The organism is Novispirillum itersonii, assembly GCF_014205675.1.
Classification (GTDB): domain Bacteria; phylum Pseudomonadota; class Alphaproteobacteria; order Rhodospirillales; family Rhodospirillaceae; genus Novispirillum; species Novispirillum itersonii_A.
The window spans coordinates 24,525-51,317 of sequence record NZ_JACIIX010000019.1 but is presented as its reverse complement, the minus strand read 5'-3'; the positions used below and the strand labels follow the sequence as shown (position 1 = coordinate 51,317).

Here is a 26,793-nt window from a genome sequence, read left to right as displayed (position 1 = left end):
TCTGGCCAGAGGGTGAGAGAGAATCCTGATGACCAATAATAACGATAACTCCGTGTCGCCGCAGGCGGCTGCCGGTCCGGCCGCACAGGCCGCCGCCAGCCACGCTGCCGAGGTGGCCGAAGCGCGTAGACCTCTGGCGCGCCGCCGCATCCGCTGGTCGACTTCTGGCACTATTTCAGTGAAAACAAGGGCGCGGTGGCGGGCCTGCTTGCCATCATCGTCATCGTTCTGGCGGCGGTTCTGGCCGATGTTGTGGCCCCCTATGCCCCGGATGAGCAGATCCGGACCGCGCTGCTGGTGCCGCCGTTCTGGGCTGGCGGGACCGGCTCCTACATTTTCGGCACCGATGATATCGGCCGCGACATCTTTTCCCGTATTGTGCACGGGGCCCGGCTGTCGCTGTTCGTCGGCCTGCTGGTGGTGACCATTTCTCTGGCCGCCGGGATTTTTCTGGGCCTGCTGGCCGGGTTCTTCCGCGGTTGGGTCGATGTCGCGATCATGCGCGCCATGGATATCATGCTGGCAATTCCCAGCCTGCTGCTGGCGATTGCGATTGTGGCGATCCTCGGCCCCAGCCTGACCAACGCCATTCTGGCGATTGCCATCGTCATTCTGCCCCATTACGTCCGCCTGACCCGTGCGGCGGTGATCACCGAAGCCGGGAAGGATTATGTGATGGCCTCCCGCGTTGCCGGGGCCTCGAAGATGCGCCTGATGTTCGACACCATTCTGCCGAACTGCTGGGCACCGCTGATCGTGCAGGCAACGCTGGGCTTCTCGACCGCGATTCTCGACGCGGCGGCCCTCGGTTTTCTGGGTCTTGGTGCCCAGCCGCCGACCCCGGAATGGGGCTCGATGCTGGCGGATGCCCTGCAATTCGTGCAGCGCGCGTGGTGGGTGGTGACCTTCCCGGGTCTGGCCATTCTTGTCACCGTGCTGGCCTTCAACCTGATGGGCGACGGGCTACGTGATGCCCTTGACCCGAAGATGAAGCGATAAGCCCATGGCCTTGCTTGAAATGGAAAACCTGACCGTCGAGTTCGGGTCTGAAAAGAACCCGTTCCGTGCGGTTGATCAGGTGTCGCTGACTATCGACAAGGGTGAGGTGGTCGGCATCGTCGGGGAATCCGGCTCCGGGAAATCGGTGTCGTCTCTGGCGCTGATGGGGCTGGTGTCCTACCCCGGGCGGGTCAATGCCTCGCGCCTGAATTTTGACGGCAACGATCTGCTGGCGATGCCGCAGAGCCAGCGCCGGAAGATCACCGGCTCCGACATTGCCATGATCTTTCAGGAGCCGATGACCAGCCTGAACCCGTGCTTTACGGTGGGGTATCAGATTGCCGAGGCCCTGAAGGTCCATGTCGGCGGCAACCGGCAGGAACGGCGGGACCGGGCGGCGGATCTGCTCCAGCAGGTGGGCATCCCTGACCCGCTGAAGCGGTTGTCGGCCTTCCCGCACCAGCTGTCCGGCGGGATGAGCCAGCGCGTGATGATCGCGATGGCAATTGCCTGTAATCCCAAGCTGCTGATCGCCGACGAGCCGACCACGGCGTTGGACGTGACGATTCAGGCCCAGATTATGGATGTTCTGCTGCGTCTTCAGCAGGACCGTGGCATGGCCCTGATCCTGATCACCCATGATCTGGCGGTGGTGTCGGAAGCGGCACACCGGGTGCAGGTGATGTACGCCGGGCAGGTGGTGGAAACCGGAAAAGTTCCGGATATTTTCAACACACCGCGTCATCCCTATACGCAGGCCCTGCTGGAAGCCTTGCCGGAACGGTCCCGTGGCAAGCGCCGCCTGACCACCATCCCCGGCGTGGTGCCCGGTGTTTATGACCGCCCGAAGGGCTGTCTGCTGGCACCGCGCTGCCGCTACGCCGATGCCACCTGTCGGACCGTGCGTCCGCAGGTCACCGATGTGGCCGGGGCGAGGATCCGTTGCTTCCATCCGCTTGACGAGGCCGGGAGGCCGACGCCATGACCACCCAGATTTCGCAGGCATTAATGGAAGCCCGCAGCCTGACCAAGACATATGAGGTCAGCAAGGGACTGTTTCAGGGCAAGGGCTATGTGCAGGCCCTGCGTGATGTGTCGTTCTCGCTGTTTTCGGGTCAGACGCTGGCTGTGGTCGGGGAATCCGGCTGCGGCAAGTCAACGCTGGCCCGTCAGGTGACGATGATTGAAACCCCCTCCTCGGGCTCGCTGATCCTTGATGGCAAGGATGTGGCCGGGGCCGATGAGGAAACCCTGAAGATCGCCCGCCGCCGGGTGCAGATCGTGTTCCAGAACCCGTATGGGTCGCTGAATCCGCGCAAGCGGGTGCTGGATATTCTGGCCGAGCCGCTGGTGATCAACACTGACCTGTCTAAGACCGACCGCACCGATAAGGTGCGGGAGATGATGGCCAAGGTCGGCCTGCGTCCGGAATTCGCTGAACGTTACCCGCATATGTTCTCCGGCGGACAGCGGCAGCGGATTGCCATTGCCCGCGCCCTGATGCTGGAACCGACGGTGATTGTCGCCGACGAACCGGTGTCGGCGCTGGACGTGTCGGTTCAGGCGCAGGTGCTGAACCTGATGATGGACCTTCAGGAAGAGACCGGTGTCGCCTTCCTGTTTATTTCCCATGACCTGTCTGTGGTCGAGCACATCTCCAACGACGTGATGGTGATGTATCTGGGCCGGGTGGTGGAGCAGGGGCCGAAGGAAAAGATCTTCGCCGCCCCGCGTCATCCCTATACCCGTGCCCTGCTGTCGGCCACGCCCCGCCTGTCGGAAACCGAACGCAAGACCAAGGTTGTGTTGCAGGGTGAACTGCCCAGCCCGCTCAACCCGCCGTCGGGCTGTTCGTTCCACACCCGCTGTCCGTTTGCGACAGCGGCCTGTAAGTCGGAAGTTCCGTCCCTGCGTGACTTTGACGGCCGGAAGGTCGCCTGCGTCCGTCTGGAAGAAATCTCCGACTGATTGTTAAGCGTTTCGGCGCTCTGAGAAAACTTAAGCCCGGTGGACTTTCCACCGGGTTTTTTTTGATCTGGAGCCGTTGGGCCGCCGTAAACAGAAAATCCAACCGTGTGGAATGACCGATGAAGAAGTCCGATCTTCCGAGCAAACTCTGTCCGGTCTGCCAGCGTCCGTTTTCTTGGCGGAAAAAATGGGAAAAGGCCTGGGATGAGGTCCGCTATTGTTCAGAGCGGTGCCGTCGGAACAAGAAAGATCCCGTGGTGCGAAAGGCTGGATCATCCTGACCGGCTGTGGTTCCCTGTGATGGCCCCGGTGAGGGGCGATTCCGTCAGAAGGGCGAACCAGATCATGTCGGCTGCTTTGGTCATTATTGACGTTCAGAAGGCAATCCTTTCCGGAAAAGGCTCTGCGTCGCGTCAACGGACACTGGATGCCGCGTTGGATGCCGTGGTGGGGCGGTTGCAGAGTCTTCAGCGGCGGGCCCGGGCTGCCGGAGTGCCGGTGGTGCTGGTCCAGCATGATGGCGATCCGGGGCACAGGCTGGAAACCGGAACCTCAGGGTGGGAGATCCGGCCCGAGCTGGTGCCGCAGCCGGGCGAGGCTGTTGTCCATAAACGCGCGGCTGATTCGTTTTTTGAGACTGACCTGTCAGACGTGCTGGCCCGCAGCGGCGCAACCCATCTGATTATCGGCGGCTGTATGACCCAGTTCTGTGTCGATACCACTGTGCGGCGTGCCGTTTCCCTTGGGTATGACGTGACGCTGATCGCCGACGGGCATACCACCGCTGATTCCGGGGGGCTCCCGTTCAGTGACATCATCCCCCATCACAATGCGACCCTGAACGGCTTTAATGCCGGTCCGGCGGTGGTCACGGTGACAGAGGCGGAAAAGATCGTTTTCTGATCCCGGGTCTTGTGGATCCGGCCAAAAAAGAGGCCGGTCCATAAAGGACCGGCCCAGTAAGGTCGTACAGAACACATTGGGATCCGCGAATGTCAGGAAACCGGTCATCCCCTGGCCGCGCGGTCAGGGGGAACCGCTCTCGCAAAGTCGTGTGGCACAGGCCACAGTCCTTGAAATGGTATGGCAGAGGCCATACCGGTCAGCGTGATGACACTCAGATCACGCCGGCCTCGCGCAGGGCGTCCATCCGGCCTGTTTCCAGTCCGAGAAGGGTGCCCAGCACCTCGGTGGTATGCTGCCCGAGAGACGGCGGCGGGGTGGTGGCCCCGGCCGGAGTCCCGGAAAACTTGATCGGGCAGGCTACCAGATCGACCGACCCGGCTACCGGATGCGGCAGGGTCTGTTTCAGGCCGCGATGAATCACCTGCGGGTCGGCAAACACCTGATCAAGGGTGTTGATCGGGCCGCAGGGCACGGCTTCATTCTCAAGGGCGGCGATCCACTCCGCCGTGGTTTTCCGCGCCACCATGCCAGCCACTTCCGGCACCAGATCGGCGCGGTTCTGCACCCGGGCCCGGTTGGTACGGAAGCGGTCGTCTTCCGCCAGCTCCGGCCGCCCGGCGACGGCGCAGAACCGGGCGAACTGCCCATCATTGCCGACCGCCAGAATGATATGGCCATCCTGCGTGGCAAAAGCCTGATAGGGCACAATGTTGGGGTGGGCATTGCCAAGGCGGCCCGGGGCCTTGCCGGAGGCAAGATAGTTCATCGCCTGATTGGCGAGCACCGCCACCTGCACATCCAGCAGCGCCATGTCGATGTACTGGCCTTCGCCGGTGCGGTCACGGTGGGCGAGGGCAGCCAGAACGGCGACGGTGGAGTACATGCCGGTAAAGATATCGGCAAAGGCGACGCCGACCTTCATCGGCATGCCTTCAGGTTCACCGGTCAGGCTCATCAGCCCGCCCAGCCCCTGAATCATAAAATCGTATCCGGCGCGGTGGGCATAAGGCCCATCCTGCCCGAAGCCGGTGACCGAGCAGTAAATCAGGTTCGGCTTGATGGCTTTCAGGCTGTCATAGTCCAGCCCGTACTTCTTCAGTCCACCGACCTTGAAGTTCTCCAGCACCACATCGCAGCGGGCGGCAAGGTCACGGATCAGGGCTTGCCCGTCCGGGCTGCCCATATCAATGGTCACCGACTTCTTGCCACGGTTGGCCGACAGGTAATAGGCCGCCTCGCTGGTCGGATTGCCGGCTTCGTCCTTCAGGAACGGGGGGCCCCAGCCACGGGTATCGTCACCGGCACCCGGACGTTCGACCTTGATCACCTCGGCGCCGAGATCAGCAAGGAGCTGCCCCGCCCACGGACCCGCCAGCACACGCGACAGATCAAGCACGCGAAGATGGGACAGCGGACCGGATTTGGCTGCGCCGGACATGGGCACTTCCTTATGCAGGCGGGAAATTGGGGGATAGGGTCTCCCCCGCCGGTGGAGCAACACCACCGGCGGAAGAGGGGAACCGATCAGACGACCTTATTTGTCCGAGCGGATCAGGAGAAGGCCTGGATCCCGGTCTGGGCGCGGCCGAGGATCAGCGCGTGCACATCGTGGGTGCCTTCGTAGGTGTTCACGGTTTCGAGGTTGACCATGTGACGGATCACGTGGAACTCGTCGGAGATGCCGTTGCCGCCGTGCATGTCACGGGCCATCCGGGCGATATCCAGCGACTTGCCGACGTTGTTGCGCTTGATCATCGAAACCGCTTCGGGCGCCCAGGTGCCTTCGTCCATCATCCGGCCGACGCGGATGCAGGCCTGAAGGGCCAGGGTAATTTCAGTCTGCATGTCGGCCAGCTTCTTCTGGATCAGCTGGTTGGCAGCCAGCGGGCGCCCGAACTGCTTGCGGTCAAGGGTATACTGGCGGGCGGCGTGCCAGCAGTACTCGGCGGCGCCGAGGGCACCCCAGGCAATGCCGTAACGGGCCTTGTTCAGGCAGCCGAACGGACCGGACAGACCGGAGGCGTTGGGCATCAGGTTTTCGTCGGGCACAAAGGCGCCGTCGAGGACGATTTCACCGGTGATGGAAGCGCGCAGCGACAGCTTGCCTTCGATCTTCGGGGTGGTGAAGGCGCCCGGGGTTTCCTTGTCGGCGATCGCGCGGTCGACAATGAAGCCCTTGATCTTGTTGTCGTGGGCGTCAGACTTGGCCCAGACAATGGCGATGTCGGAGATCGGGCTGTTGGTGATCCACATCTTCTGGCCGGTCAGCAGGTAGCCGCCGTCGACCTTCTTGGCGCGGGTGATCATGCTGCCCGGATCGGAGCCGTGGTTCGGTTCGGTCAGGCCGAAGCAGCCGACCCACTCGCCGGAGGCCAGCTTCGGCAGATACTTCATCTTCTGCTCTTCCGAGCCGTAAGCGAAGATCGGGTGCATCACCAGCGAGGACTGCACCGACATGGCAGAGCGGTAGCCGGAGTCAACACGTTCCACTTCGCGGCCGATCAGGCCATAAGCGACATGGTTGACGCCCGGGCCGCCGTACTGTTCCGGCACGGTCGGGCCGAGCAGGCCAAGTTCGCCCATCTCGTTCATGATTTCACGGTCGAAACGCTCTTCGCGGAACGCCATCAGAACGCGGGTCTGCAGCTTTTCCTGACAGTAGGCGTGAGCCGCGTCACGGATCAGACGCTCTTCCTCGGTCAGCTGGTCTTCGATCAGAAACGGGTCTTCCCACTTGAAAGCCTGCACAGTGTCTCTCCCTGGCTTTGGACGCTGAGTTGGTATCTGCAATGACCATAGCCGGGACAGCGGCATAAGGGAAAAACAGTTTCGATCTCTACTGTATTATTTTTCGTTATATCAGTGGATCTGCCGCCTCTCAGGCATGGGCGGCGGTGGGCTCGCTGAAGACCGCCTTCAGGCTCTGTTCCAGCGGAAACTGGGTGCGGGCCGCCAGAAGGGCGCGGGCGACCACGCTGTTGCGGGCCTCGGCCGGGGCCGAGGGAGAGGTGGCGGCGACGGCCCACACCACATCATCATTAAAGCCCCAGGTGCCCAGCAGGTAGGCCCCGAGGTCACCATGGGTGACCTGCAACAGCCGCTGTTCGGTCTCGGCCACGGTCTGGCCGCTGGCCACCGCCTTGGACAGGGCGACGGTGTAGTGCTCGGGATCCCGGTCGAGCAGGATCAGCATGCCGATTTCCGACAGCATCCCGGCAATCCGGGCAAACTGGATGTCCCGCTGGGTCCCGCCGGTGACGCTGGCACGCTCGGCGGCGGCGGCGGCCAGCTGGAGGCCCCGGGCTTCGACCATGTTCATGACGCGGGTGGCCGCGCCGCCAGCCTTGAACATCGAGAAGATGCCGACATTCAGCACCAGCAGACGCAGGATTTCCACCCCCAGAATCCGCACCGCCTGATCGACGTTGGTGACTCTGGTGGCGAGGGAGAAGTACTGGCTGTTGGTCAGCTTCAGGATTTCCGCCACCATCGCCACGTCCCCGGCCATGGCATGGGCGATGTCGGTGGCGTTGGATACCGGAGAGTCGAGCAGGCCAAGCAGGGTGGCATACTGCCCGGATGGCGACGGCAGGGTATTGAGTGATCCGGCGATCCGCCGCAGGACCGGACTGTTGAAATATTCCCGCAGCATCAGGGAGCGGTGGATCACCTCGAACAGGGTGTCCGACGGGCAGGGTTTGGCCAGATACTGGTGCGCCGGCCCTGCCACCCGGGCGATGGTCTCGGTGCGCGAATAGCCCGACAGCACGATCCGGATCGAGTCCGGGCTGATGATGCGGACTTCTTTCAGCAGGGCGGCACCGTCCATGCCCGGCATCTGCATGTCACTGACCACCACATCAAAATGCTGGGTGGTGACCAGTGCCAGAGCTTCTTCCGGGGAGGAGGAGAACTGGCAGGTCCAGTCCATCGCCTTGGTCATCATCAGGCGCCGCAGAGCGGACAGCAGGCGGGTGTCGTCGTCGACGAACAGGATGGAATATTTGCTCATGATGACACCTGTACCACAGAGCCGATTCCTTTTTCGGCCACAGGGCCGGGGGCGGTGTCGTTCTGTGCCTGATACTGGGGCAGGGTGCTGCAGTCCAGCGGGATGGTGATGGTGAATGTGGTGCCTTCACCGGGGATGCTGTCGACGGCGATCCGTCCGCCATGCTTGCGGGTGACGATGTCGTGGGCGATGGCCAGCCCCTGACCGGATCCCCGGCCGACATCCTTGGTGGTGAAGAACGGCTCGAAGATCTTCGACAGGTTCTCTTCCGGGATCCCGCAGCCGGTGTCTGCAATCGATACTGTGACCAGATCATCGGTCCGGCGGGTGCGGATGCGGATGACGCCGATATCCGGCTTGTGGGCGTCCTCAATCGCATGGGCGGCATTGACCACCATGTTGAGGAACACCTGATTGAGGTCGCCGGGCAGCCCGGTCACCGGCGGCATTGCCGGGTCGAGGTCAAGGTCAACGGTAGCGACGATCTTCCATTCATTGCGGGAGATGGTGACGGTGTTCTCGATGTTCCGGTTCAGGTCGAACGGCACCGGGTCCTTCAGGGACGGGTGGGAGAATTCCTTCATCGCCAGAACGATCCGGCTGACGGAGGAAATGCCCTCCAGCGTCTGTTCCAGTGCCAGCGGGGCTTCCTCGCGGACAAAGTCCAGATCCATGCCGTTAACGATGCCGGAGATGGTACCCCAGGCGCTTTCCGGAGACGGACTGTCCTGCGCCGCCCGGATCTCCTCCGCCAGCCGGAGCAGATCCGGCAGCAGGGAAGCAACAAAGCGGACATTGTCGCCGATGTACTGGATCGGTGTATTGATTTCGTGGGCAATGCCACCGGCCAGAGTGCCGATGGCCTCCAGCTTCTGCGCCTGCCGCCGTTCTTCTTCCAGCCGTTTTTCCGCGTCCTGCGCCCGCCGCTGTTCGCTGACATCCCCAAGGGTCAGCAGGATGCTGTTGTCCGGGGAAATCTGGGTGCGGGCGACGTAAATCAGGCCGGTCCGGCAGCGGAACTCCATCGGCTTGGCAACACGGGTATACCAGGCATCCAGATAGTCATGGATCGCCTGCGGATCTTCGGCGCAGCTGGTCAGGATGCTGCGCAGGGTCGGTTCACTGTCGATATGCCCGCCCGCCCGCTCGACCATCTTGCCGAGACGGCGGTTGCGCATGGTGACAATCCCGGCGATGGAACACAGGGCAAAGCCTTCCGGGATACCTTCAATGGCGATCCGCAGGCGCACTTCCGCTGACTGGGCGGCCTCACGTTCATTCACCTGCTGGGTGACGTCGGATCCGATGCCGCGGTAGCCGATGAACTGGCCGTGCTGATAGATCGGTTTGCCGCTGATCCGCATATGGCGCAGGGTGCCGTCCGGTAGCAGGGCGGAATAGGTGATATCGGAGAACGCCGCCCGTGCTTTCATCGCCGCATCAACCTTTTCCACAGTGGCCATGCTCGACGGGGTTCCGGCGATTTCCCGCCGGGTCTTGCCAATCAGGCTGTTGGCAGGCAGCCCCATGATGGTTTCAATCTGCTGGGAGAAGTAGGTGAACCGCCCTTCGGTATCGCATTCCCACACCCAGTCGGTAGCCAGCGTCAGGCAGTCTTCCAGGCGGTCGATAAGCCGGTCCTGCTGCTGCTTCTGACGGGTGGCCCGCAGAGCGATCCGCCCCAGAACCGCTGCGACGGCACTGACACCCACGATGAAGATGAGGATGGCGGCTGCTTCCATAATGGGGCCTCCCGACAGCAGGATAAGGACCGCTTCAGCTGAACCGGCGGACCGGAACCCGGGTGATCAGGCGTCCGGCTTCTTCCAGACGCCGCAGGGCGTCAATGGTGGCGGCGTCGGCGATACTGCCGCGCCGGACCAGAACGTTGCCCTGGGTGCTGACCACATCGGCGGTGATCTCGTCACCCGGCATAAGGTCGCGGACGGAGCTGAGGATGATCCCCGGATTGATGCCGCCCAGTTCCTCGACCTTGGCGATGTGCCACTGGATGCCTTCCTGAATCGCCTCCCGCAGTTTCTCCGGAGAACTCGGCTTCAGCAGGTAGCGGTAGATCTCGTCATTGGCGAGCATCTCGGTGGCGGTGTCGATGCTGGGCTTGCCGGTCAGGATGATCCGGGCCGTCCACGGGGCAATCCGGCGGATCTGCTGCACCAGCTGGCGGCCGGTGACGCCGGGCATGTCCATGTCGGTGATGGTGACGGCGAAGACTTCCCCCGCCATGAATTTCTTCAGGGCTTCCGGGGCATTTCCGGCGGTTTCAACCAGAAAGTCGGAGTGGAATGTCCGGCGCAGGGCTGAGAGGACATTCTTTTCGTCATCGACGAACAGCACTCTGTGGGTCATGGCGTCTGCTCCCTCACACAACCCCGGGCGGGGGTGATGCTGCGGGCAGCTTTACTCCGTCCGGGTTTCAACGACAGGTTGGGTCAACCTGTTCTCCACCCTGTATTCAAGAGTACCCTGCGGGGGTGAAAAATCTATGGGCCGGAGAGACTATGCCGGGCCTTTCAAAAGGATATCCCCGCGCATGGCGGGGATATCCTTTGGTTGGTCTTATGATAAAGGGAGGGTGCTCACTTCTTCTGGATCGGCACCCATTCCGGCTCGGATTTGGCTTTGTTCAGCCGTTCTTTCTGCATCAGCACCAGTTCCAGTGACATTTCCTGCGGCTTGCGGGCCCGCTGGATTTTTTCCCACTCCGGCATATCCTCGGCCTTGCCGGTTGCGGGAGAGGATCCGTCGGCTTTGGTCTGTCCGGCCTTCATCCGTTCCCAGCGCAGACGCTCCCATTCCGGCATCTCTTCCGGCTTTCTGGCCGGGTCTGTGTTCTCCGGGGTGTCGTCGCCTCCGGCGGCCTGACGCTGTCGCTGGATTTTCTCCCACTCCGGCCCGGTCTCTTCCTGCCCGTGCAGGCGGACGGCATCAGTCAGGCCGGATCCGGCCGAGACGGTGCCGCCGGTTTCACCGGACTGCGGAATCGGATCTCCCACCGGGCGCGACAGGGCGGCGGCGGCTTCGACCAGATCAAAGTTCAGGCGGCCATCGGCCCCGGCCAGATCCCCGGCGCGGACGGAGGCCATGCAGATCGCCGGATCCGTGTCATCGGTGCCGGTGATCTTGAATTTGGCCCCGACCAGCTTCTGTCCGAGGGCGATGGCGGCAGCGGTGGCCCGGCGGCGGCCTTCAACCGGTTGCAGTTTGGGGAAGGACAGCAGGAAGTTCTCTTCCTGCGACTGCTTCATGATACAGCCGGATCCCGCCACCTGCCGCAAAGTGGCATCGGCCAGCAGAATGGCCTTGTTGGAGATGCGCGGCCACATGTCACCGACCGCGACACGGAATTGCCGCAGGGTGATCAGGTGGATTTCGGCATCGGGTTTCCGTTCCAGAACTTCGTCGAGGGACAGCGGGACCCAATGCTCTTCTTCACCGTCGGCCTTGTGGATGCGCACAACGGGTTTCGGGGGTTGCGGGGGCGGCGGGCTGTCCAGACCGAACATGCTCTTCAGAGAGGTGAAAAGCCCTTTTGGCTGACTGCCGGCCTTCTGCCGGGGAGGGGTTGCCATGGTTTCCGTAATGCTCCGGGTGGGGGGATGCCGGGACGATGGACAAACCGGAACGGACAGGCCTCAACCGTCAGTGGGGGCAGGGTGTGGGGTGCCGCGACGGAAAGGGCCGGTGTTCCGGGTTTACTCCAGCCGATTATGATAATTCATGCCCGCCGGAGCGCAAAGGGCTTTGCCAGCGCTTGCGCCGGGGTTTAGGGTGAAAGGATAACCGGCTTAAAATCCACGCCAAAAGAGAGGCCCGTCCGGTGGGAGGGGATCTATGGCGAAGGGGCGGCCAAGAATGCTCACGGGTGGACAATAAAATGGACTTGCGGCAGTTGCGGTACTTTGTCGGTATCGCGGACCATGGGTCGCTGACACGGGCCGCCGAGGCACTGCGGGTTGCTCAGCCCGCACTCAGCCAGCATCTGCGTAAACTGGAAGAAGAGCTGGGCAGCGAACTGGTGCTGCGCACGCCGCGCGGCGTTGTGCCGACCGAAACCGGGGAACGGCTGCTGGAGCGGGCACGCCTGCTGCTGCGTCAGGTCGATGCGCTGCGGGAAGAGATCCGGGGTGTGGAAACCATGCCGTCCGGCCCGGTGACCATCGGCATCCCGACCTCCCTTGGTCCGGTGCTGTCAGTGCCGCTGGCGCTGGCGGTGCGGCAGGAATATCCGGATATCCGCCTGCGGGTGATTGAAGGGCTGTCCGGCCATACGCTGGAATGGCTGCGGGCCGGGCAGGTGGATCTGGCGCTGGTGTTCGGGGCCGAGGATATTCCCGGCCTGACCGTGCAGGTGGTGGCGACGGAAGACCTGCATCTGGTCGCCCCGCAGTATGACCGTCAGCTGGCCCGCCTGCGGGAACAGACCGGCGGGGACCATGTGCGGTTTTCCGGATTGCAGGGTCTGCCGCTGATCCTGCCGGGCCGCCCGCATGGGGTGCGCGAGGAAGTTGAAGCGACAGCCCGCAGCATGGGGGTGCCGCTGGATGTGGTGATCGAGATGGATGCGCTGGATCACATCAAGGCGCTGGTCTCTGCCGGAGCCGGATACACCGTGCTGTCGGAACGCATTGCCCGCAGCGGCATGCACGGGGCCCGGCTGGAAACCGCGCCGATCCGCTATCCGTCGATCACCCGCACCATTCACCTTGCCCATTCGGCGGAACGGCCGCTGACGATTGCCGCCCGCACGGTGCGCGATATGACCTTGCGCAAGCTGGAAACGGTGACGGTCAATGGCCGCTGGCGGGATACGGCGCTGCCGAATTCGGTGTTGACGGAGTAAGGCCGCCGCCGTTGACCGGCCTGACCTGCCCATCGTGGATTTCCCACGCCGCATCGTTCAGGGGCAGAATGTCGGGGCGGTGGGTGATCAGCAGACAGGCGCAGCCGGACTGACGGATCATGGCCAGCAGGCCCGGCAGGCGGCCGGTTTCCAGCCCGCTGAGGGCCTCGTCGAGAATCAGCACCGCCGGACGGGTCAGCATCACCCGGGCCAGATGCAGCAGACGGACCTGTCCGGCGGGCAGGGTCTGGCTGCTGATGACCGCCTGCAATCCCATCGGCAGGGCCGCCACGGCCTCCGCCATGCCGACCGCCTCCAAAGCCTGCCAGCATTCCGCCTCTGTGGCGGCTCTGTTGCCGGAGACATGGGCGCGCACGGTGCCGACCGGCAGGCTGTCATCCTGTTCCAGCCAGCCGATCCGGGCCTGTAGGGCGGCCCGTGACGCTTCTGTCACCGGGATCCCGTTCAGGCGGATGGATCCCGACTCCGGGGTGAGAATTCCGGTCAGAAGCCGGGTCAGGGTGGTTTTTCCGCAACCGGAGGGACCGCACAGGGCTGTTACCGTGCCGGGGCGCAGAGTCAGCGTAAAGGCGGACGGCCCGATCAGGGGGGATGACGCGCCGGGCAGGGTATAGACCACACTGTCGGCGGTCAGGGTGACCGGGCTGTCGCTGAAAGGCGGCGGCGGCAGCGCCGTCGGAGGAGCCCCGTCTGTTCCCGGAAACAGGGGGGCCGGTCGGTGCAGGGCGGCCCCCAGTCCGCCCCCGTGAACGGACAGGGCAGACAGCAGTAGAAACACCGGCAGCAGGGCGGTTGCGGGCAGGTCCGGGGGAAGCCACAGGCCACAGGCCACAGCCAAACCGACCCCGACCGGACTTAGATCCATCAGGGACACCAGCAGGTCCGGCAGATGTCTGGCCCGGTCCAGCCGCTGTTGCTGCTGATGCCAGTGGTTCAGGGCCGCCCGGTCCACGCCCAGCAGGCGCAGGCCGGTCAGGGTCCGCACGGTGGCGGCCAGACTCCGCCGGATGCGGGTCCTTTGTTCAGACCGGATCAGAGTATGCCGCCATGCCCATAGCGCAGCCCCCAGCGTCAGGCCAGCCAAAGCGGCGAGACCCGGCGCAGCCGGAGTGCCATACACGCCAGTGAGTGCAAGCACCAGCAGCGGCGGAAGCGTCAGGATCGCCGGGACGCCGATGCGGGTATGGTCGTGGTAGTGCGGCAGGACTTCATCAAGGCGGTCGGCCTGCCCGCGTCGCAGGACGGTCAGGGGCAGAAACAGCAGCCAGCTCCACAGGGTGGCATGGGTGCGGATCTGGCTGCGGGCGGCCACACCGCGCAGCCAGACCGCCAGAGGAACCATCGCGGCGGCAGCGGCGGACAGCAGCAGAAGCGGCCCGGCTCCGGCGTCTGCTCCGGTCTGGATCAACAGGCCTGCCAGCAGGGCAGGCAGGCACAGCAGCAGCCCCCGCACCCCTGCCGACCGGAGCGGGGCGGTTGTTGACGGCGCTGTGTGATGCAGGCGGCAGACGCTCAGGGCTTCCGGGGCAGGCGGCGGGGAAACCCGTTCCGGGGCTGACAGAAAACGCCAGCGTCCCCCGCACTGAATCAGCAGGGGTTCTGCGGCATGGTCCAGACGGTCCTGCGGGCGCAGGCGGACCCGACGGGTAAGGACACTATTCTGGTGCAGGGTGGCCCGCAGCGGATCGCCGCTGACCGGCCCCGGATCCCCTTCCGGATCCCCCCCCGAATCACTGGCTGGGAGGGTGCCGCCAAGGGCCTGAACGGTCTGCCGGACCACCGTCAGGTCTTCTGCGGGCAGGGGGCGGTGTTCCGGTCGGGGGAAAACTGGGGGAGCATCCGGATCCGGGGGCGCTACAGTGGCCAGAGTGTCCTGCCCTGCTGTGTCAGACCATTCCGTAAGGCCGTCTGCGGTCAGAACCACAGCCCGGTCGCCCAACCGGAGGGAGGCGGGGCGCTGGGTCACGGTCAGCAGGGTGATGCCGTCCTGCCGTAAGGTGTGGCGGATCCGGGCTTCGAGATCCGGATCCAGACTGTCGAAGGCCTCATCAATCAGCAGCAGGGTGGGGGCGGTCAGCAGGGCGCGGGCCAGTGTCAGCCGCCGCCGCTGGCCACCGCTGAAGCAGGTGGCTCCGTCCGGGACCGGCATCGACAGGCCGCCACGCGGTAACACAAAATCCCACGCCTCCGCCCGGCGCAGCACCTGTCTCAGGGCTTCATCATCGCCGGGGATTGCACCGGACAGGGTCAGGCAGTCGCGCAGGGATCCGGCAGGAAAGGTTTCCTCCTCCGACAGCAGGGCCAGCCGGTCCGGTGCAATCCGGCTGCCGGACCATGGCTGGTCCAGACCGGCGATCAGGCGGAGCAGTGTGCTTTTTCCGGCACCGGAGGGGCCGGTCAGACTGACCTGTTCCCCGGCGGTCAGGGTCAGGGACAGACCGGCCAGAAGCGGCGGGTGCTGGGGGCGATAACCGAAGGACAGGTCATCGATGGCAAGGGGCGGGGCCTCTGTCCCCGGGACAGAGCGGAGCGGGCTGGAGAGGGCGGCTGGCGGCGGTCCGGTCAGCAGGTCGACCAGTGTCGAGGCGGTCCGCTGCAAGGCCACCAGATCGGGCAGGACCTCCGCCAGACGCCACAGAAGGGTCTGGGTCAGCAGGATCAGTCCGGTCTCGACGGGGGACAGCAGGCTGGAAACCCCAAGAACAGCGGTCAGCGCCATTGCCAGCAGGCACCCGGCGGTGATCCGGAGCAGAGACAGACCGGCCCGGTGGCTGTCGGTCAGGCTTTGGGCGGCAGATCCGGTCAGGGAGGCCCACAGAGCGGCTCTTTGCCCGGAAAAAGCCCAGCCGGTATCCCGGGTCAGGGCCAGACCGTCGAGCCCCGACAGGCGGGGCGGCTGGGGGTCGGTCTTCCGCCACCGGGCGGTGCGGTGCTGGCTGGCCACCACAACCGGGGCGGCAGCCAGCAGAATCAGGGCGGTGGCCAGACCGGCTGTGGTCAGGGAACCACCCCGGCAGACAGCGGACAGACAGGCGGGAATCAGGAGCAGGTCAAGCCCGCGCCCCCCGGTTCTCCCGCCCAGACACTCCGCTGGAAAGATCAGGGCATTCATCTGCGCGAACAGCCGGTCCGGCCCGCGCATGCTGAAATACCGGCCCGGCTGCCGACACAGCGTGGCGATGGCGGCGTCCCGCAGGGCGGCGGTGGTTGCCGGGGCGGCCCGGGCCAGCAGCAGGGTCCGGGCGCACAGGCAGACCAGACACAGGCCAAGGACCCAGAAAGTGGGGACGGCAGCGGTTCCGGCTGTCGCGATCAGCCCGGCCGGCAGCAGGGTCAGCAGAACCGCTGCGCCGATGGCAGCGGTCAGGCGATGCCGGACCGTCGGGGGCAGGGCCTGCCACAGCGGTCCCCAGTTCCGCCGGATCCGTTGCCCGGCCCGGCGGAGGATGCCGGAATGGGGGATGCTCCGGCGGCGCGGCGGGGCGGCCCCTGCCGCCGGGCGCAGGACGATAACAATGCCGGTGAAGCGCTCGGAGAACTCCGACAGGGGCAGCACCGCCGGTCCGCTGGCCGGATCGTTGACCCGGATCCCGGCCGGACTGACCGTCTCAACCACCACCATGTGGTTGAAGTCGGTCTGGACGATCAGGGGAAATCCCAGCGCCGCCAGTCCGTCAATATCCCGGCTGTAGGCCTTGGCCTCCAGCCCGTGCTGACGGGCCAGCCGCAGCAGGTCCACCGCCGTGGTGCCGTCCTGACACAGTCCGCTCTGGTGCCGCAGGGTTTCCAGCGGCACCGGGGTGCCGTAGTGGTCGAGCAGGATCGCCAGCGCCGTCAGGGCGCATTCGGTCAGTTCATTCTGGAGGTGGACCGGGGTACGGATCAGGAGCCGACCCCCAGCATTTTCAGCATCCGGTTGAAGCGGTCCCCGGCGAGGGAAACGGTATCGAGAACCGACTCATCCAGTTCATCGGCGGCAAGGCCCTGATCGGCATCATCATCCTGCGCCGTGCCGTAGCCAAGGCGGGTGACGGTGGCGCGCAGGCGGTCGGACAGAAAGCAGGCAATGGCGCGGTAGAAGCGCATGCCGAATCCCATATCCTCGGCAATCCGCCGTTCAATCGCCGCCTTGTCCAGTTCCAGCACCACGCAGTGTTCCAGCGACAGCACCGAGGCGGCAGGCGGGGCCTTGTCGACAAACGACATTTCACCGACGATTTCACCGCTGCCGAGACGGGCCACCCGGCCGATGCCGTTGACCTGCACCTCCATATGGCCGTCCAGCAGGATGAACATGGCCGAGACCGGCTGACCCTGCCGGATCAGGGTTTCCCCGGCCGGAACTTCCCGCCGCCGCCCGTTGCGGGCCAGCCATTCGGCGTCCTGATCGGTCAGCTGGCCGAGAATATAAAGAACCTTGCGCATGGGTGATCCTGTCGGCTGAGAGAGGCGTTACAGAAGCTGGCGGCGGGCCAGGGCGGCAAAAGCCCCGTCTTTGGCCATCAGGGTGTCATAGGGGCCGTCTTCCACCAGCCGTCCGCCGTCCAGCACCAGAATGCGGTCAGCGTGGCGGATCGTGCTGAGGCGGTGGGCCACCACAATCCGGGTGGCGGTCAGGCGGGACAGGGTCTCGGAGACGATTGCCTGTGTCAGGTTGTCCAGCGCGCTGGTGGCTTCGTCCAGCAGCAGCAGGGCCGGGCGCCGCACCAGCGCCCGGGCGATCAGCAGGCGCTGGCGCTGGCCGCCGGACAGGCTGGCCCCGCCATCGGGCAGAACGGTGTGCATCCCCATCGGCATGGCGGTGATGTCGGCATCCAGACCGGCCATCCGCGCGGCATCCCAGGCTTCATCCTGCCCGAGGCCGGAGGTGCCGACGATGTTGTCCATCACGCTGCCGCTCATCACCCGGCCATGTTGCAGCACCACGCCCATCTGGCGGCGCAGGATATCGACATCCAGCGTCTCCAGCGGCTGGCCGTCAAAGCGCAGGTCCCCTTCTGACGGTGTTTCAAAGCCGGTCAGCAGGCGCAGCAGGGTGGATTTTCCGCTGCCGGAGGTGCCGACAATCGCCACGAACTGCCCGGCCTCGATCCGGAAGGACAGGCGGTCCAGCACCAGCGGGTCTCCGGGGCCGTAGCGGAAGGACAGCCCGGAGGCCTCAATCGCACCCTTCAGCGTGCCGGGGTCGCGGCGCTGGCCGGTGGATTCCGGCACCGCGTCAATGATCGGCCGGGCGCGCTGAAGATAGGGGATCGCCCCCAAGGCTCCGGTGATCGCCAGCACCCCGGAGGTCATCGCCCCGATGAACTGCCCAAAGGCGGTGTTGAAGGCGATGAAATCGGCGGTGGTCATCACCGGGGCGGTCTTGGCTGGGTCGGTGGCGGCGGCCGTGGCCTGCGCCGTCAGGGCATCCTTCAGGAACCACGCGGCGCAGGCAAAGATCACCAGCGAACACAGCAGCGGGAAGGCCGACAGGAAGATCTCGGTGACATTGGCCCAGCGTTGCGAGGCCACCAGATGCTGCTGCTGGCGGGCGTAGGCGCTGGCCCATGCCCCCAGTCCCCGCCGTTCGGCGGCAGAAACCCGCAGCTTGGCGATTCCGTTGAGCAGCTGGAGCACCAGCCCCTGCACCCGCCCGGCCTGTGTCAGTTTCAACGCCTCATGCCGCACCTGCCGCGAGGAGGTGAAGGCCGTCAGCAGGGATCCGGTCAGCACCAGCGCCAGAGCCACCAAAGCCAGTTTGACGTTATAGAAAAACAGCAGCCCCAGACTGGGCAACGCCACCAGCATGCCGACCATGCCGCCGAGAACGGCGGAGGACAGCAGCGACCGGGCATGATGAACGCTGAGGGCGCGGTCAGTAAGGTCGCCGATGGTATAGGCCTTGAAAAAGCCCACCGGCAGGCGCAGCAGCCGGTCAAACAGCGCGGACTGGGTGCGCCAGTCGGCCCGGCCTTCCATCCGTACCAGCAGCAGGGCGCGGGCGGCCTCGAAGGCTCCGGCCCCCAGTGCCATCAGGATCAGGGCCAGCGCGATCTGCCACAGGTCATTCAGGGCGGCGGCGGGGATGATGTGTTCAAACAGCCAGCCGGAGGCCACCGGCACCGTTGACGACAGCAGGGCCCCGGCGGCGGCGATCAGGATCATGGTGCGGCGGTCGGGGCCGCCGTCGGCAAAGGCAAAGCGGACCACTTCCGCCCAGGAGGCCAGCCGCATCGGCAGGCGCGGATAGACCAGCGCCGCCTCCGCCGACAGGGTTTCCGCGATGTCGGCCGTCACCGGCTGCGGGGCCACAGCCGCCGGATCATGCAGCAGGTAGCGTCCGGCCCCGTCGGGGATCAGGGCAATGGTCCGGTCCTCGCAGCGGCCCAGCATCGGGCCATAGGCCGTCCGCCACCACTCCCCGCGCAGCTGTACCGGCCGCAGGCGCAGCCCGGCCTGTTTCAGGCGGTCGGGTGCGGGCAGGCCGCGCTGTCCCGGGCGGGGCGGCGGCACCGGAACCTGCAAGGCATGCAGGACAAGGGCATAGAGGGTGCCGTCGGGGTCGGCCCCGGCTTCGCTGAGGGATGGCGGCGGGGCCGGGCGGGCGGCGATGGCGGCGGCAATGGCCCGGAAGCCATCGGCCATTCCGCTGTCGGCGGCGCTGCGGCGGCCTTCTTCGCGTTCGGTGGCGCGGCTGTCGCGGCGGTCCAGCCGATCCTGAAGCGTTGCCGCCAGCACCGCGGGGAAGGCCGGATCCTGTGGTGCCGTGCCGGGCGTCAGGGCCGCCAGATGGTCCAGCCAGTCGTTCAGCGTGTCTGCCGGCGGGAGGGTGTCCAGCGGATGCAGCACGGTTTCAAGGGCCGGAACCGCGATCACCGCCGGACCGCTGTCGGGGAACGGCAGCAGGCAGTCTCCGGCCCCGACCGAAAACAGGTGCAGGCGCCGTCCGCTGGCGGAGACCGCGAACAGATCAACGCGTCCGTGCGCCACCTGCCAGCCGGATGCAGTGGCTCCGGTCAGGATAAAATCGCGGGGAAGGGACTCGGGTGTCATCACATTGTCCCCACCAGCCGGGCGTAATCACCGTTGCGGGCCATCAGCTCCTCGTGGCGGCCCCGCTCCATAATCTCTCCGTGTTGCAGCACAATGATCTCGTCGCAGTCGCGGATGGTGCTGAGGCGGTGGGCGACGATCAGGCAGGTGCAGCCCCGCCGCCGCAGATTATCATCGACCGCCTTCTCGGTGGCCGGATCAAGGGCGGAGGTCGCTTCGTCCAGCACCAGCAGGGCCGGGTCGGTGGACAGGGCGCGGGCCAGTTCAATCCGCTGCCGCTGCCCGCCGCTGAAGTTGCTGCCGCCTTCGCTGATCCGGCAGTCATCCAGTCCGCCCCGGTCCTGCACTTCGGTCAGGATTTCGGCATCGGCCAGCGCCTGCACCAGATCGGCATCATCAGCGTGGGGATTCCACAGGGTCAGGTTCTCCCGCACGCTGCCTTCAAACAGAAAGATATCCTGATCGACATAACCAAGGGTGGCGGCGGTGCGGTCCGGGGGCAGAGTGGTCAGGGGGTGCCCGTCCAGCAGGATTTCACCACTCCACGGCTGCAACAGGCCCCCGGCGAGGCGGCCAAGAGTGCTTTTGCCGCTGCCCGAGCCGCCGACCAGCGCCACCCGCTGACCGGGCCGCACGGTCAGGCTGATCCCCTCCAGCAACGGCGGATCGAGCGGGCTGTAACCGAAGGTGACAGAGCGGAATTCAAGGCTGCCCACCGGCGGCGGTGTCTGCGGATCCATGGCGGGAAGCGGCGGTGGCAGCGGATAGCGGAAGGCATCCTGAAGGCGGTTGAGGTCGGCCCGCGCCGCCTGAAGGTTGCCGCCAAGCTGCATCAGTTTCGCCACCGGGGCGGAAAAGCTCGACATCAGGGTCTGGAAGGCGACCAGTCCGCCGAGGGTCAGGTCGCCGGTCATCACCCGGTATCCGCCGATGCCAAGGATCAGCGCCGTGGTCAGGCCCGACAGCACCGACGGCAGAACCCCCAGCAGGGCCGAGGACAGGCCGAAGGTCTGGGCGGTGGTGAGGGCGTTGGCCTGATAGCCGGACCAGCGGGCGAAGGATTCCTGCTCCAGTCCGTTAACCTTGATCGTCTCGATGGCGCTGAGGGTGCCGACGGTGGCGGCGGCCAGCTTGCCCTGAGCCATCGCCATCGCCCCCGACTGTTCTTCCCGCTTGCGGTTGATCCGCCGCAGGGCCAGCACGTTGACGGAGGCCAGACCGATGCCGATCGCCGCCAGCAGCGGGTCATACAGTGCCATCACCACCGCAAAAAACAGCAGGGAGACGGCGTTGAAGGCATTGGTTGCCAGTTCCCCCGAGACCAGCCGGGCAATATGGTCCCCGGCGGCGACACGCCCGGCCAGATCCCCCGGCTGCCGTTGCAGGAAGAACGCCATCGGCAGGGCCAGCAGGCGGTGCAGGTAGTTGGTGGCAATGCCGGAGGCCAGCCGGGCTTCCAGCTTCAGCAGGGTGGTCTGCTGCACGGTGGTCAGCACCAGCCGCACCAGTGCGGTCAGGGCCATGCCCAGACACAGGGGCCGCAGCCAGTCTTCCATCTGGGCGACCAGCACGCTGTCGATGAAGACCTTGGAGAAGGTCGGCAGCAGGATGCCCGGCACCACCAGCAGCAGGCTGGCGACGACCGCCATCGCCATCGCCGAGCCGGAGCCACGCAGAGTCTGGATCAGCACCGGCAGCAGCGACGGGCGGCTGCCCTTACGGGAAAACTCATCGGTCGGGGAGAAGGTCAGGACCACGCCGGTGAAAGCTTCCTCCACCTCGGCGGTGCTGACGCGGGTCGGCCCCTTGGCCGGGTCATTCAGGTAATGGGTGTTGCCCTTCCGGCCTTCGTAGACCAGAAAGTGATTGAAGTTCCAGTGGATGATTGCCGGAAGCGGCAGCTCGTCAAGCTGGGGGACTTCCTTGCGGAACCCCTTGGCGGCCAGACCATGGCGGCGGGCGGCCTTGAGGACGTTGGACGCCTTGCTGCCATCGCGGGAGACGCCGCATTCCTCGCGCAGCTTTTCCAGCGGCACCCACGCCCCGTAATGGGCCAGCACCATCGCCAGCGAGGCGGCACCGCATTCCACCATCTCCATCTGGAGGATCGACGGAGTCCGGACCCGGCGCGGCCGCGCGGGCCACCGCAGGCGGTCTGTCAGGGCCTTGAGACGGGATGCCAGCCGGGACACCAGACCTGACCGGAAAAGCTGGGCGACGGGCATCACGGCATGGTACCGGTCAGTTTGCGCAGGGCAGGCAGCAGCAGATCAATCGGGCGGCGGCGTTCCACCGTCACATCGGCCTTCACCGTGGTGCCGGAGGTCAGCACCATGTCCGGCCCGCGCCCGGAGGTCCAGCGGTAACCGCTGGGGCTGGCGGTGTCGGCATTCAGATCGACCTCCACCGCGTAGGGAGCGCCTTTTTTCGCCAGCAGCTCCACCAGCCCCGGATTGGGCAGAATGGCGGCCATGCCGGTGGTGGTGACGGGGAATTCCGACACATCGCGCACGCTGGCGGTCAGGCTGCCCCATTCCTCTTTCTTCACGGTGTCAGGGGTAATCCGCACCATCATGCCGGGGTGGATCTTCTTGCCGTCCTCGGTGCCGACGAACACCACGGTTTTCAGGCGGGTGCTGCCGCTTTCGATGGTCAGCACCGGCTCCCCGACGCCGATGATCGTCCCGGTGGAGCGCTTGACCTCGATCACCCGTCCGGTGGCCGGGGCGGTGACGACCGACTGTTCGTCAAGGCGGGCGGTCAGTTCCCGCTTCTGGCGGGCGGCATCGTTGATGCGGGCGTCCAGCTCGGTCAGCTCGCTCTCCTGCCGCAGTTTGGTCTCAAGCGCCTCGGCATCCAGCCGCAGCAGGTCGGAGCGGGCGCTGGCGGCTTCCCGCTGGGCCTTGGACAGTTCTGTCCGGGTTTCCTGCACCCGCTGGCGGGTGGAAATCCCCTGTGCCGCCATCTGCTCCAGCTGGGTCAGCAGCGACTGAAGGTAGCTGGCGTGCTGGTTGGCGGCATCCAGTGTCTGGGTCAGGGCCTGACGGCGTTGGTCAAGGTTACGCTGCTTGATCGCCTGTTCGCGGGCGAAGCCATCCTTCTTGCGGGCCAGTTCGGCCTGACGTTCGGCGATCAGGTCATCCAGATTGCGGATCTGCTGCACAAGGTTGCCCTGACTGATCCGGGCGATCACCTGTCCTTCGGTCACGCTGTCGCCGACGCCGGGCAGGATGGCGGCCAGCGTGCCCCCGGCCGGGGCCATGGCATCACTCAGGCGGCCTTTTTCTGACAGCAGGATCCCCTGTCCCTTCACCGTGGTCGGCAGGGTACCGAGAAAGCCCCACAGGATGGTGGCCGCGGTCAGCACCCCGACCGTGCTCAGGGCAATCCAGCCGCGCGGGTCGGTCAGGGTCACCAGCTTGTCAAGCTGTTCGGGGGAGGCCAGCCGGTCCAGTGCGGCCTGCCGGAAAACCTGACGTGTCATTGTGGCCTCAGGGTAAAGATCAGGGATATCGGGTGGGCAGAAAGCAGGGCAGGAAACCAGAGCGGCAACGCTGCGGGCAAACCGGGGGCGGGTCAAACCGGCGCTGGGTTTTTTCAATCACGGTTGATTGCCCTGACCGGGGAGTCCCCCGCCGGGAGTGCCGGGCGGTGCGCCCGCCTTCCGGTCTGACGGAAAGAGCGTGGATTATCAAGTCTCAATCCTGACAACGCCAACGGCGAACTGGTTTTCAGGCCGGGCTTCTGGTAAGCAACCCTTTGGTGAGTCCGTTCTCCGGCCTGCTTTCCGGGCCGGTTTTCCTGCCCGCTGCCGGTTTTTCTCCGAATTGAAAGAGCGCCATGGCCACCCGTCTGCGTCTTTGCCGTCTGCCAGCCCACCAATATGCCGCCACCGATGCGGCGGGCCAGCCGCTGAGTCTTGGGTATCCGGCGGTGCGCTCCCTGCTGGGGCGGCTGCTGCCTGATGTCACCGTCGCCCTGTTCGCCGAGCCGGTGCCGACGGCAGACGGGCAGTCGGTTGACTGGTGTTCGTCGCTGCCGGGGCAGCCGGTGCTGCTGTCCTCCCTCAGTCCGGCGGAACAGGCCCCGGTGTTGATCCGCCTGCGGGAACGGCTGGAACAGGTGCAGCTGATCGCCACCCGTCTGGGTCAGAGCGGCGACACCGCCAATGCTGACCGGGTGACGCGGATGGCGGTCGAACCGGCGACGGAACAGATTTACGTGCAGAACGGCGAGCCGGTGATCGTCGGCTGGGGCTGTCATGGGGCCCTGCCTGCCGCTGCTGCCGTTCCTGCCGCTGCTGCCGTTCCTGCCGCTGCCCCGGTTGCTGCGGCTGCGGCTGCGGCTCCGGCTGCCGCAGCGGTGGCGGAGACGGCGGCCCGTCGCCCGTGGGGACGCTGGCTGCTGTGGTTGCTGCCATTGCTTCTTCTGCTGGCGGCTCTTCTTTATTTCCTGCGGTCCTGTCAGGAGCAGCCGCCGCTGCCGGAGCCGAAGAAAGACGATCCGCCGAAGCAGGAAGAGCCGAAAAAGCCGGAAGATCTGTCTGACCTGAAGGAAAAGATCCGGAAGGCGGAAGAGGACCTCCAGAAGCGGCTGGATGCCTGTCCGGCCCCCGAGGTGTTGCCGAAAGAGCTGCCGAAGGAACCCGATCCGTTTCCGCCGGTGAAGGAGGAACCGAAGAAACCGGAACCCCCGAAGCCGGAGCCCCCAAAACAGGACCCTCCGAAGCCGGAAAAGAAGCCGGTGCCAACCAAGCCGGAACCGCCGAAGCAGGAGGCTCCCAAGCCGGAACCGGCAAAACAGGATCCTCCGAAGCAGCAGGCGCAGGCCTGCCCGCCGAAGCCGAAGGCGTGGGAAAAGCCGGAAGTGGCGATCCTGCTGGATGCATCTGGCAGCATGGGGCTGCCCGCCACCCTGAGCAATGCCGATGCCCGGGCGCTGGCCAAGCGGGCGGCGATGGGGGATCCGACGGCCCGGGCCCGCCTGACCGGCGGTAAGGGCAGCCGTCTGGAGGTGGCCAAGGACTCGGTCGGGGATCTGACCCGGACCATTCCGCCGGAAGTGGATCTCGGCCTGCTGGTGTTTGGCCGCTGCGAAGGCACTGATAACTACAAGTTCTTCAGCAACGCCGAGCGTCCGCAGATGGTGGCGCAGGTGCAGAAGATCCAGACGCAGGAAGGCACCCCGCTGGCACGCGGTCTGGAACGCGCCGGAAACATGATCGATGGCGTGACGGTGCCGGGAACCATTGTGGTGGTCAGCGATGGCGAAGACAGCTGTGGCGGTGATCCCTGCGCGGTGGCACGGGCCCTGAAGCAGAAGAAGCCGAACCTGAAGATCAACGTGATCTCCGTTGATGGATCAGGGACCGGGAAGTGTATGGCTGAAATCAGCGGTGGACGTGTGCTGATGCCGCGTGAGGGTGAGAACTGGGACGATCTGATGCTGCGGGCCACCGATCAGGCTCCGCGTCCGCCGGGATGCCCGTAAGGCACCGGATGTCCCGGATAATCTGTAATACACTGTGGAAGCAGGGGAGTTGATGCGCATGTCGGGTCGTCCAACTGTTGCCGGACCGCTGCTGCGGACCGGAATGTTGCGGGATTTCAATGCGCTGGGCAGCGTTGGCAGCCCGGTCTTTGCCTCGGCGCCGCAGTTGCGGGCGACGATCCGCCGTCAGTTGGGCGAGGATGTCGCCGCGTTGATGGCGATCCCGCAGATCAATGAGCGCGGCGACACCATCGACTGGTACGCCGAGAAGGGCGCGATGGTGGTGCCATGGTCTTCGGCCTCGTTCGAGGAAAAGCAGGAGGCCCTGCCGCTGTTGCAGGCGGCGCGGGACAAATTGCAGGCACGGGCGGCGCAGCTGGCAGAAAATCTGTCGAAGGTGACGGCCCCGAGCAAGGATCAGGAAGTCTTCATCCGCCTGCTGCCGTTCGGGCTCCAGATTCCCGATGACAGCCATATCTATCTGGTCGATGGCGCGCCGGTGGTGACCTTCTGGGGCTTCACCCATATCAATGCCGCGTCGACGGCGGATACCATCCGGGATCTGGTGCTGACCCGTCCGGTGGCTCCGCCACCCCCGCCGCCGCCCGCTGCCGTGGTTCCGCCGCCGGTGGTGGAGGAACCGCGCCGCCCGTGGTGGCGCTGGCTGCTGTGGCTGCTGCCGCTTCTCCTGCTGTTGCTTCTGCTGCTGTTCCTGCTGCGCGGTTGTGCGACACCGGTGGTGCTGGATCTGCCGGGCATCGGTCCGGTGACCCTCGGGCCGGAGCCGGAGAAAAAGCCGGAGCTGCCGGTGGATCCGAAAAAGGTGGTGCCCGGTATGGTCCTGCCGGGGGCCGTTCCGGGGACCGTGATCCCCGGGGTGGGGGTTGTCGGCCCGGACGGGACGGTGCAGGCTGACCCGAAGGTGACGGCCCCGGAGCTGATGCCGGAGGCCAAAAAGCCGGATGCGGTGCTGCCGCCCGTGAAGCCGGAGCCGAAGCCCGAGGCCAAGCCTGACCCCAAGCCCGAGGTGAAACCGGAGCAGAAACCGGTGGAGCCGAAGAAACCCGAGGTGCCGCCGCAGGCGGAGCAGAAGCCGGTTGACCCCAAAAAACCGGGGCAGGAGCCGCTGAAGCCGCTGGTTTTGCCGCCGGATGCCGGGACCAATGGCAATATGGACTTCCTGAACGGCAAGTGGCGGTCGCGCACCGGGCTGGTCGACAGTGCCACCGGCCTGCCGGTGGAAATGGAATACACCTTTGAAAACGGCAAGGGTACGGCGGCAGTGACCCGCCATGACGGTACGGTCTGCAAGGCTCCGGCGCAGGCGTCGATGCAGGGCAAGCAGATGCAGATCGACCTTCAGGATGCGGTCTGTCCGGATGGCGGCGGCTTTGGCAAGGCCAAGGTCGACTGTGTGCCGGGGGCTGACGGGCGGGCGTCCTGCAAGGGCACCAATGCCGATGGCACCAAGTTTGATGTTGTGATTGGTCAGTGAGGAACC

Annotated in this window: 18 protein-coding genes and 1 pseudogene; 8 read left to right on the top strand and 11 right to left on the bottom strand. The window is 65.5% G+C overall.

Going from position 1 to position 26,793, the window contains the following annotated elements; genetic code table 11:
* Positions 1-28 precede the first annotated feature (28 nt).
* The 5 genes and pseudogenes from FHS48_RS18440 (at position 29) to FHS48_RS18420 (ending at position 3,870) form a co-directional block, all read left to right on the top strand.
* A pseudogene (locus FHS48_RS18440) lies at positions 29-999 on the top strand (ABC transporter permease subunit).
* 4 nt (positions 1,000-1,003) lie between these two features.
* Positions 1,004-1,984 (top strand): dipeptide ABC transporter ATP-binding protein, encoded by a 981-nt coding sequence (gene dppD, locus FHS48_RS18435; protein WP_184265910.1) that lies wholly within the window; start codon positions 1,004-1,006, stop codon positions 1,982-1,984.
* Positions 1,981-2,967, top strand: a complete 987-nt coding sequence (locus tag FHS48_RS18430) for a peptide ABC transporter ATP-binding protein (protein WP_184265907.1) — start codon at positions 1,981-1,983, stop codon at positions 2,965-2,967. The genes dppD and FHS48_RS18430 overlap by 4 nt, the downstream gene beginning before the upstream one ends.
* Positions 2,968-3,086: 119 nt before the next feature.
* A complete protein-coding gene (locus FHS48_RS18425; RefSeq protein ID WP_184265904.1) occupies positions 3,087-3,248 on the top strand; it encodes a DUF2256 domain-containing protein in 162 nt (53 codons plus the stop codon).
* A 64-nt stretch (positions 3,249-3,312) separates the two neighbouring features.
* A complete protein-coding gene (locus tag FHS48_RS18420; protein WP_184265902.1) occupies positions 3,313-3,870 on the top strand; it encodes a cysteine hydrolase family protein in 558 nt (185 codons plus the stop codon).
* Between the two features lie 214 nt (positions 3,871-4,084).
* Here the strand turns inward: FHS48_RS18420 and FHS48_RS18415 are convergent, their stop codons facing one another.
* From FHS48_RS18415 to FHS48_RS18390, 6 genes are all read right to left on the bottom strand, one after another.
* Positions 4,085-5,311 carry a CaiB/BaiF CoA transferase family protein gene (locus FHS48_RS18415; protein WP_184265899.1) on the bottom strand — a complete coding sequence of 409 codons (1,227 nt, stop codon included), beginning with the start codon at positions 5,309-5,311 and terminating at the stop codon, positions 4,085-4,087.
* Between the two features lie 113 nt (positions 5,312-5,424).
* Positions 5,425-6,621 carry an acyl-CoA dehydrogenase gene (locus tag FHS48_RS18410; RefSeq protein WP_184265897.1) on the bottom strand — a complete coding sequence of 399 codons (1,197 nt, stop codon included), beginning with the start codon at positions 6,619-6,621 and terminating at the stop codon, positions 5,425-5,427.
* A 130-nt stretch (positions 6,622-6,751) separates the two neighbouring features.
* Positions 6,752-7,885: an HDOD domain-containing protein gene (locus FHS48_RS18405; protein WP_184265893.1), complete on the bottom strand. Its 1,134-nt coding sequence runs from the start codon at positions 7,883-7,885 to the stop codon at positions 6,752-6,754.
* Positions 7,882-9,627, bottom strand: coding sequence for a PAS domain-containing sensor histidine kinase (locus FHS48_RS18400; RefSeq protein ID WP_184265890.1), 1,746 nt, complete (start codon positions 9,625-9,627; stop codon positions 7,882-7,884). Before FHS48_RS18400 ends, FHS48_RS18405 begins: the two co-directional genes overlap by 4 nt.
* 34 nt (positions 9,628-9,661) lie before the next feature.
* The gene (locus FHS48_RS18395) at positions 9,662-10,252 is read right to left on the bottom strand and encodes a response regulator (RefSeq protein WP_184265887.1); all 591 of its coding nucleotides are present in this window, start codon (positions 10,250-10,252) and stop codon (positions 9,662-9,664) included.
* A gap of 230 nt (positions 10,253-10,482) precedes the next feature.
* Positions 10,483-11,361, bottom strand: coding sequence for a hypothetical protein (locus FHS48_RS18390; RefSeq protein ID WP_184265885.1), 879 nt, complete (start codon positions 11,359-11,361; stop codon positions 10,483-10,485).
* Between the two features lie 419 nt (positions 11,362-11,780).
* Here FHS48_RS18390 and FHS48_RS18385 point away from each other — a divergent pair, with 419 nt between their 5' ends.
* Positions 11,781-12,746, top strand: coding sequence for a LysR family transcriptional regulator (locus FHS48_RS18385; protein ID WP_184265882.1), 966 nt, complete (start codon positions 11,781-11,783; stop codon positions 12,744-12,746).
* Here the strand turns inward: FHS48_RS18385 and FHS48_RS18380 are convergent.
* From FHS48_RS18380 to FHS48_RS18360, 5 genes are read right to left on the bottom strand one after another with little or no spacing between them, the layout of a single operon-like run.
* Complete coding sequence (locus FHS48_RS18380; protein WP_311769163.1) at positions 12,694-16,650, bottom strand: ATP-binding cassette domain-containing protein; 3,957 nt, start codon at positions 16,648-16,650, stop codon at positions 12,694-12,696. The two genes, FHS48_RS18385 and FHS48_RS18380, sit on opposite strands and share 53 nt — an antisense overlap.
* Positions 16,650-17,192: a cyclic nucleotide-binding domain-containing protein gene (locus tag FHS48_RS18375; protein ID WP_184265876.1), complete on the bottom strand. Its 543-nt coding sequence runs from the start codon at positions 17,190-17,192 to the stop codon at positions 16,650-16,652. The genes FHS48_RS18380 and FHS48_RS18375 overlap by 1 nt, the downstream gene beginning before the upstream one ends.
* Before the next feature lie 27 nt (positions 17,193-17,219).
* On the bottom strand, positions 17,220-19,802 hold the full coding sequence (locus FHS48_RS18370; RefSeq protein WP_184265873.1) for an NHLP bacteriocin export ABC transporter permease/ATPase subunit: 2,583 nt from the start codon (positions 19,800-19,802) through the stop codon (positions 17,220-17,222).
* Positions 19,802-22,027: an NHLP family bacteriocin export ABC transporter peptidase/permease/ATPase subunit gene (locus tag FHS48_RS18365; RefSeq protein WP_260402575.1), complete on the bottom strand. Its 2,226-nt coding sequence runs from the start codon at positions 22,025-22,027 to the stop codon at positions 19,802-19,804. Before FHS48_RS18365 ends, FHS48_RS18370 begins: the two co-directional genes overlap by 1 nt.
* A complete protein-coding gene (locus FHS48_RS18360; protein WP_184265871.1) occupies positions 22,027-23,286 on the bottom strand; it encodes an NHLP bacteriocin system secretion protein in 1,260 nt (419 codons plus the stop codon). The genes FHS48_RS18365 and FHS48_RS18360 overlap by 1 nt, the downstream gene beginning before the upstream one ends.
* Before the next feature lie 356 nt (positions 23,287-23,642).
* On the opposite strand from FHS48_RS18360, the gene FHS48_RS18355 reads away from it, so the two are divergent.
* Both FHS48_RS18355 and FHS48_RS18350 read left to right on the top strand, forming a co-directional pair.
* Positions 23,643-25,292 carry a VWA domain-containing protein gene (locus tag FHS48_RS18355; protein WP_184265868.1) on the top strand — a complete coding sequence of 550 codons (1,650 nt, stop codon included), beginning with the start codon at positions 23,643-23,645 and terminating at the stop codon, positions 25,290-25,292.
* Positions 25,293-25,350: 58 nt separating this feature from the next.
* Positions 25,351-26,787, top strand: a complete 1,437-nt coding sequence (locus FHS48_RS18350) for an SrfA family protein (RefSeq protein ID WP_184265865.1) — start codon at positions 25,351-25,353, stop codon at positions 26,785-26,787.
* The last annotated feature ends 6 nt before the right edge of the window (positions 26,788-26,793 follow it).

Bases quoted from the DNA above. Each gene is read 5' to 3' on its own strand.
- FHS48_RS18400 (WP_184265890.1), bottom strand. From the start codon at position 9,627: ATGGAAGCAGCCGCCATCCTCATCTTCATCGTGGGTGTCAGTGCCGTC.
- FHS48_RS18385 (WP_184265882.1), top strand. From the start codon at position 11,781: ATGGACTTGCGGCAGTTGCGGTACTTTGTCGGTATCGCGGACCATGGG.
- FHS48_RS18365 (WP_260402575.1), bottom strand. From the start codon at position 22,027: ATGCCCGTCGCCCAGCTTTTCCGGTCAGGTCTGGTGTCCCGGCTGGCA.
- FHS48_RS18405 (WP_184265893.1), bottom strand. From the start codon at position 7,885: ATGAGCAAATATTCCATCCTGTTCGTCGACGACGACACCCGCCTGCTG.
- FHS48_RS18350 (WP_184265865.1), top strand. From the start codon at position 25,351: ATGTCGGGTCGTCCAACTGTTGCCGGACCGCTGCTGCGGACCGGAATG.
- dppD (WP_184265910.1), top strand. From the start codon at position 1,004: ATGGCCTTGCTTGAAATGGAAAACCTGACCGTCGAGTTCGGGTCTGAA.
- FHS48_RS18375 (WP_184265876.1), bottom strand. From the start codon at position 17,192: ATGCGCAAGGTTCTTTATATTCTCGGCCAGCTGACCGATCAGGACGCC.
- FHS48_RS18420 (WP_184265902.1), top strand. From the start codon at position 3,313: ATGTCGGCTGCTTTGGTCATTATTGACGTTCAGAAGGCAATCCTTTCC.
- FHS48_RS18425 (WP_184265904.1), top strand. From the start codon at position 3,087: ATGAAGAAGTCCGATCTTCCGAGCAAACTCTGTCCGGTCTGCCAGCGT.
- FHS48_RS18415 (WP_184265899.1), bottom strand. From the start codon at position 5,311: ATGTCCGGCGCAGCCAAATCCGGTCCGCTGTCCCATCTTCGCGTGCTT.
- FHS48_RS18370 (WP_184265873.1), bottom strand. From the start codon at position 19,802: ATGACACCCGAGTCCCTTCCCCGCGATTTTATCCTGACCGGAGCCACT.
- FHS48_RS18395 (WP_184265887.1), bottom strand. From the start codon at position 10,252: ATGACCCACAGAGTGCTGTTCGTCGATGACGAAAAGAATGTCCTCTCA.
- FHS48_RS18430 (WP_184265907.1), top strand. From the start codon at position 1,981: ATGACCACCCAGATTTCGCAGGCATTAATGGAAGCCCGCAGCCTGACC.
- FHS48_RS18355 (WP_184265868.1), top strand. From the start codon at position 23,643: ATGGCCACCCGTCTGCGTCTTTGCCGTCTGCCAGCCCACCAATATGCC.
- FHS48_RS18360 (WP_184265871.1), bottom strand. From the start codon at position 23,286: ATGACACGTCAGGTTTTCCGGCAGGCCGCACTGGACCGGCTGGCCTCC.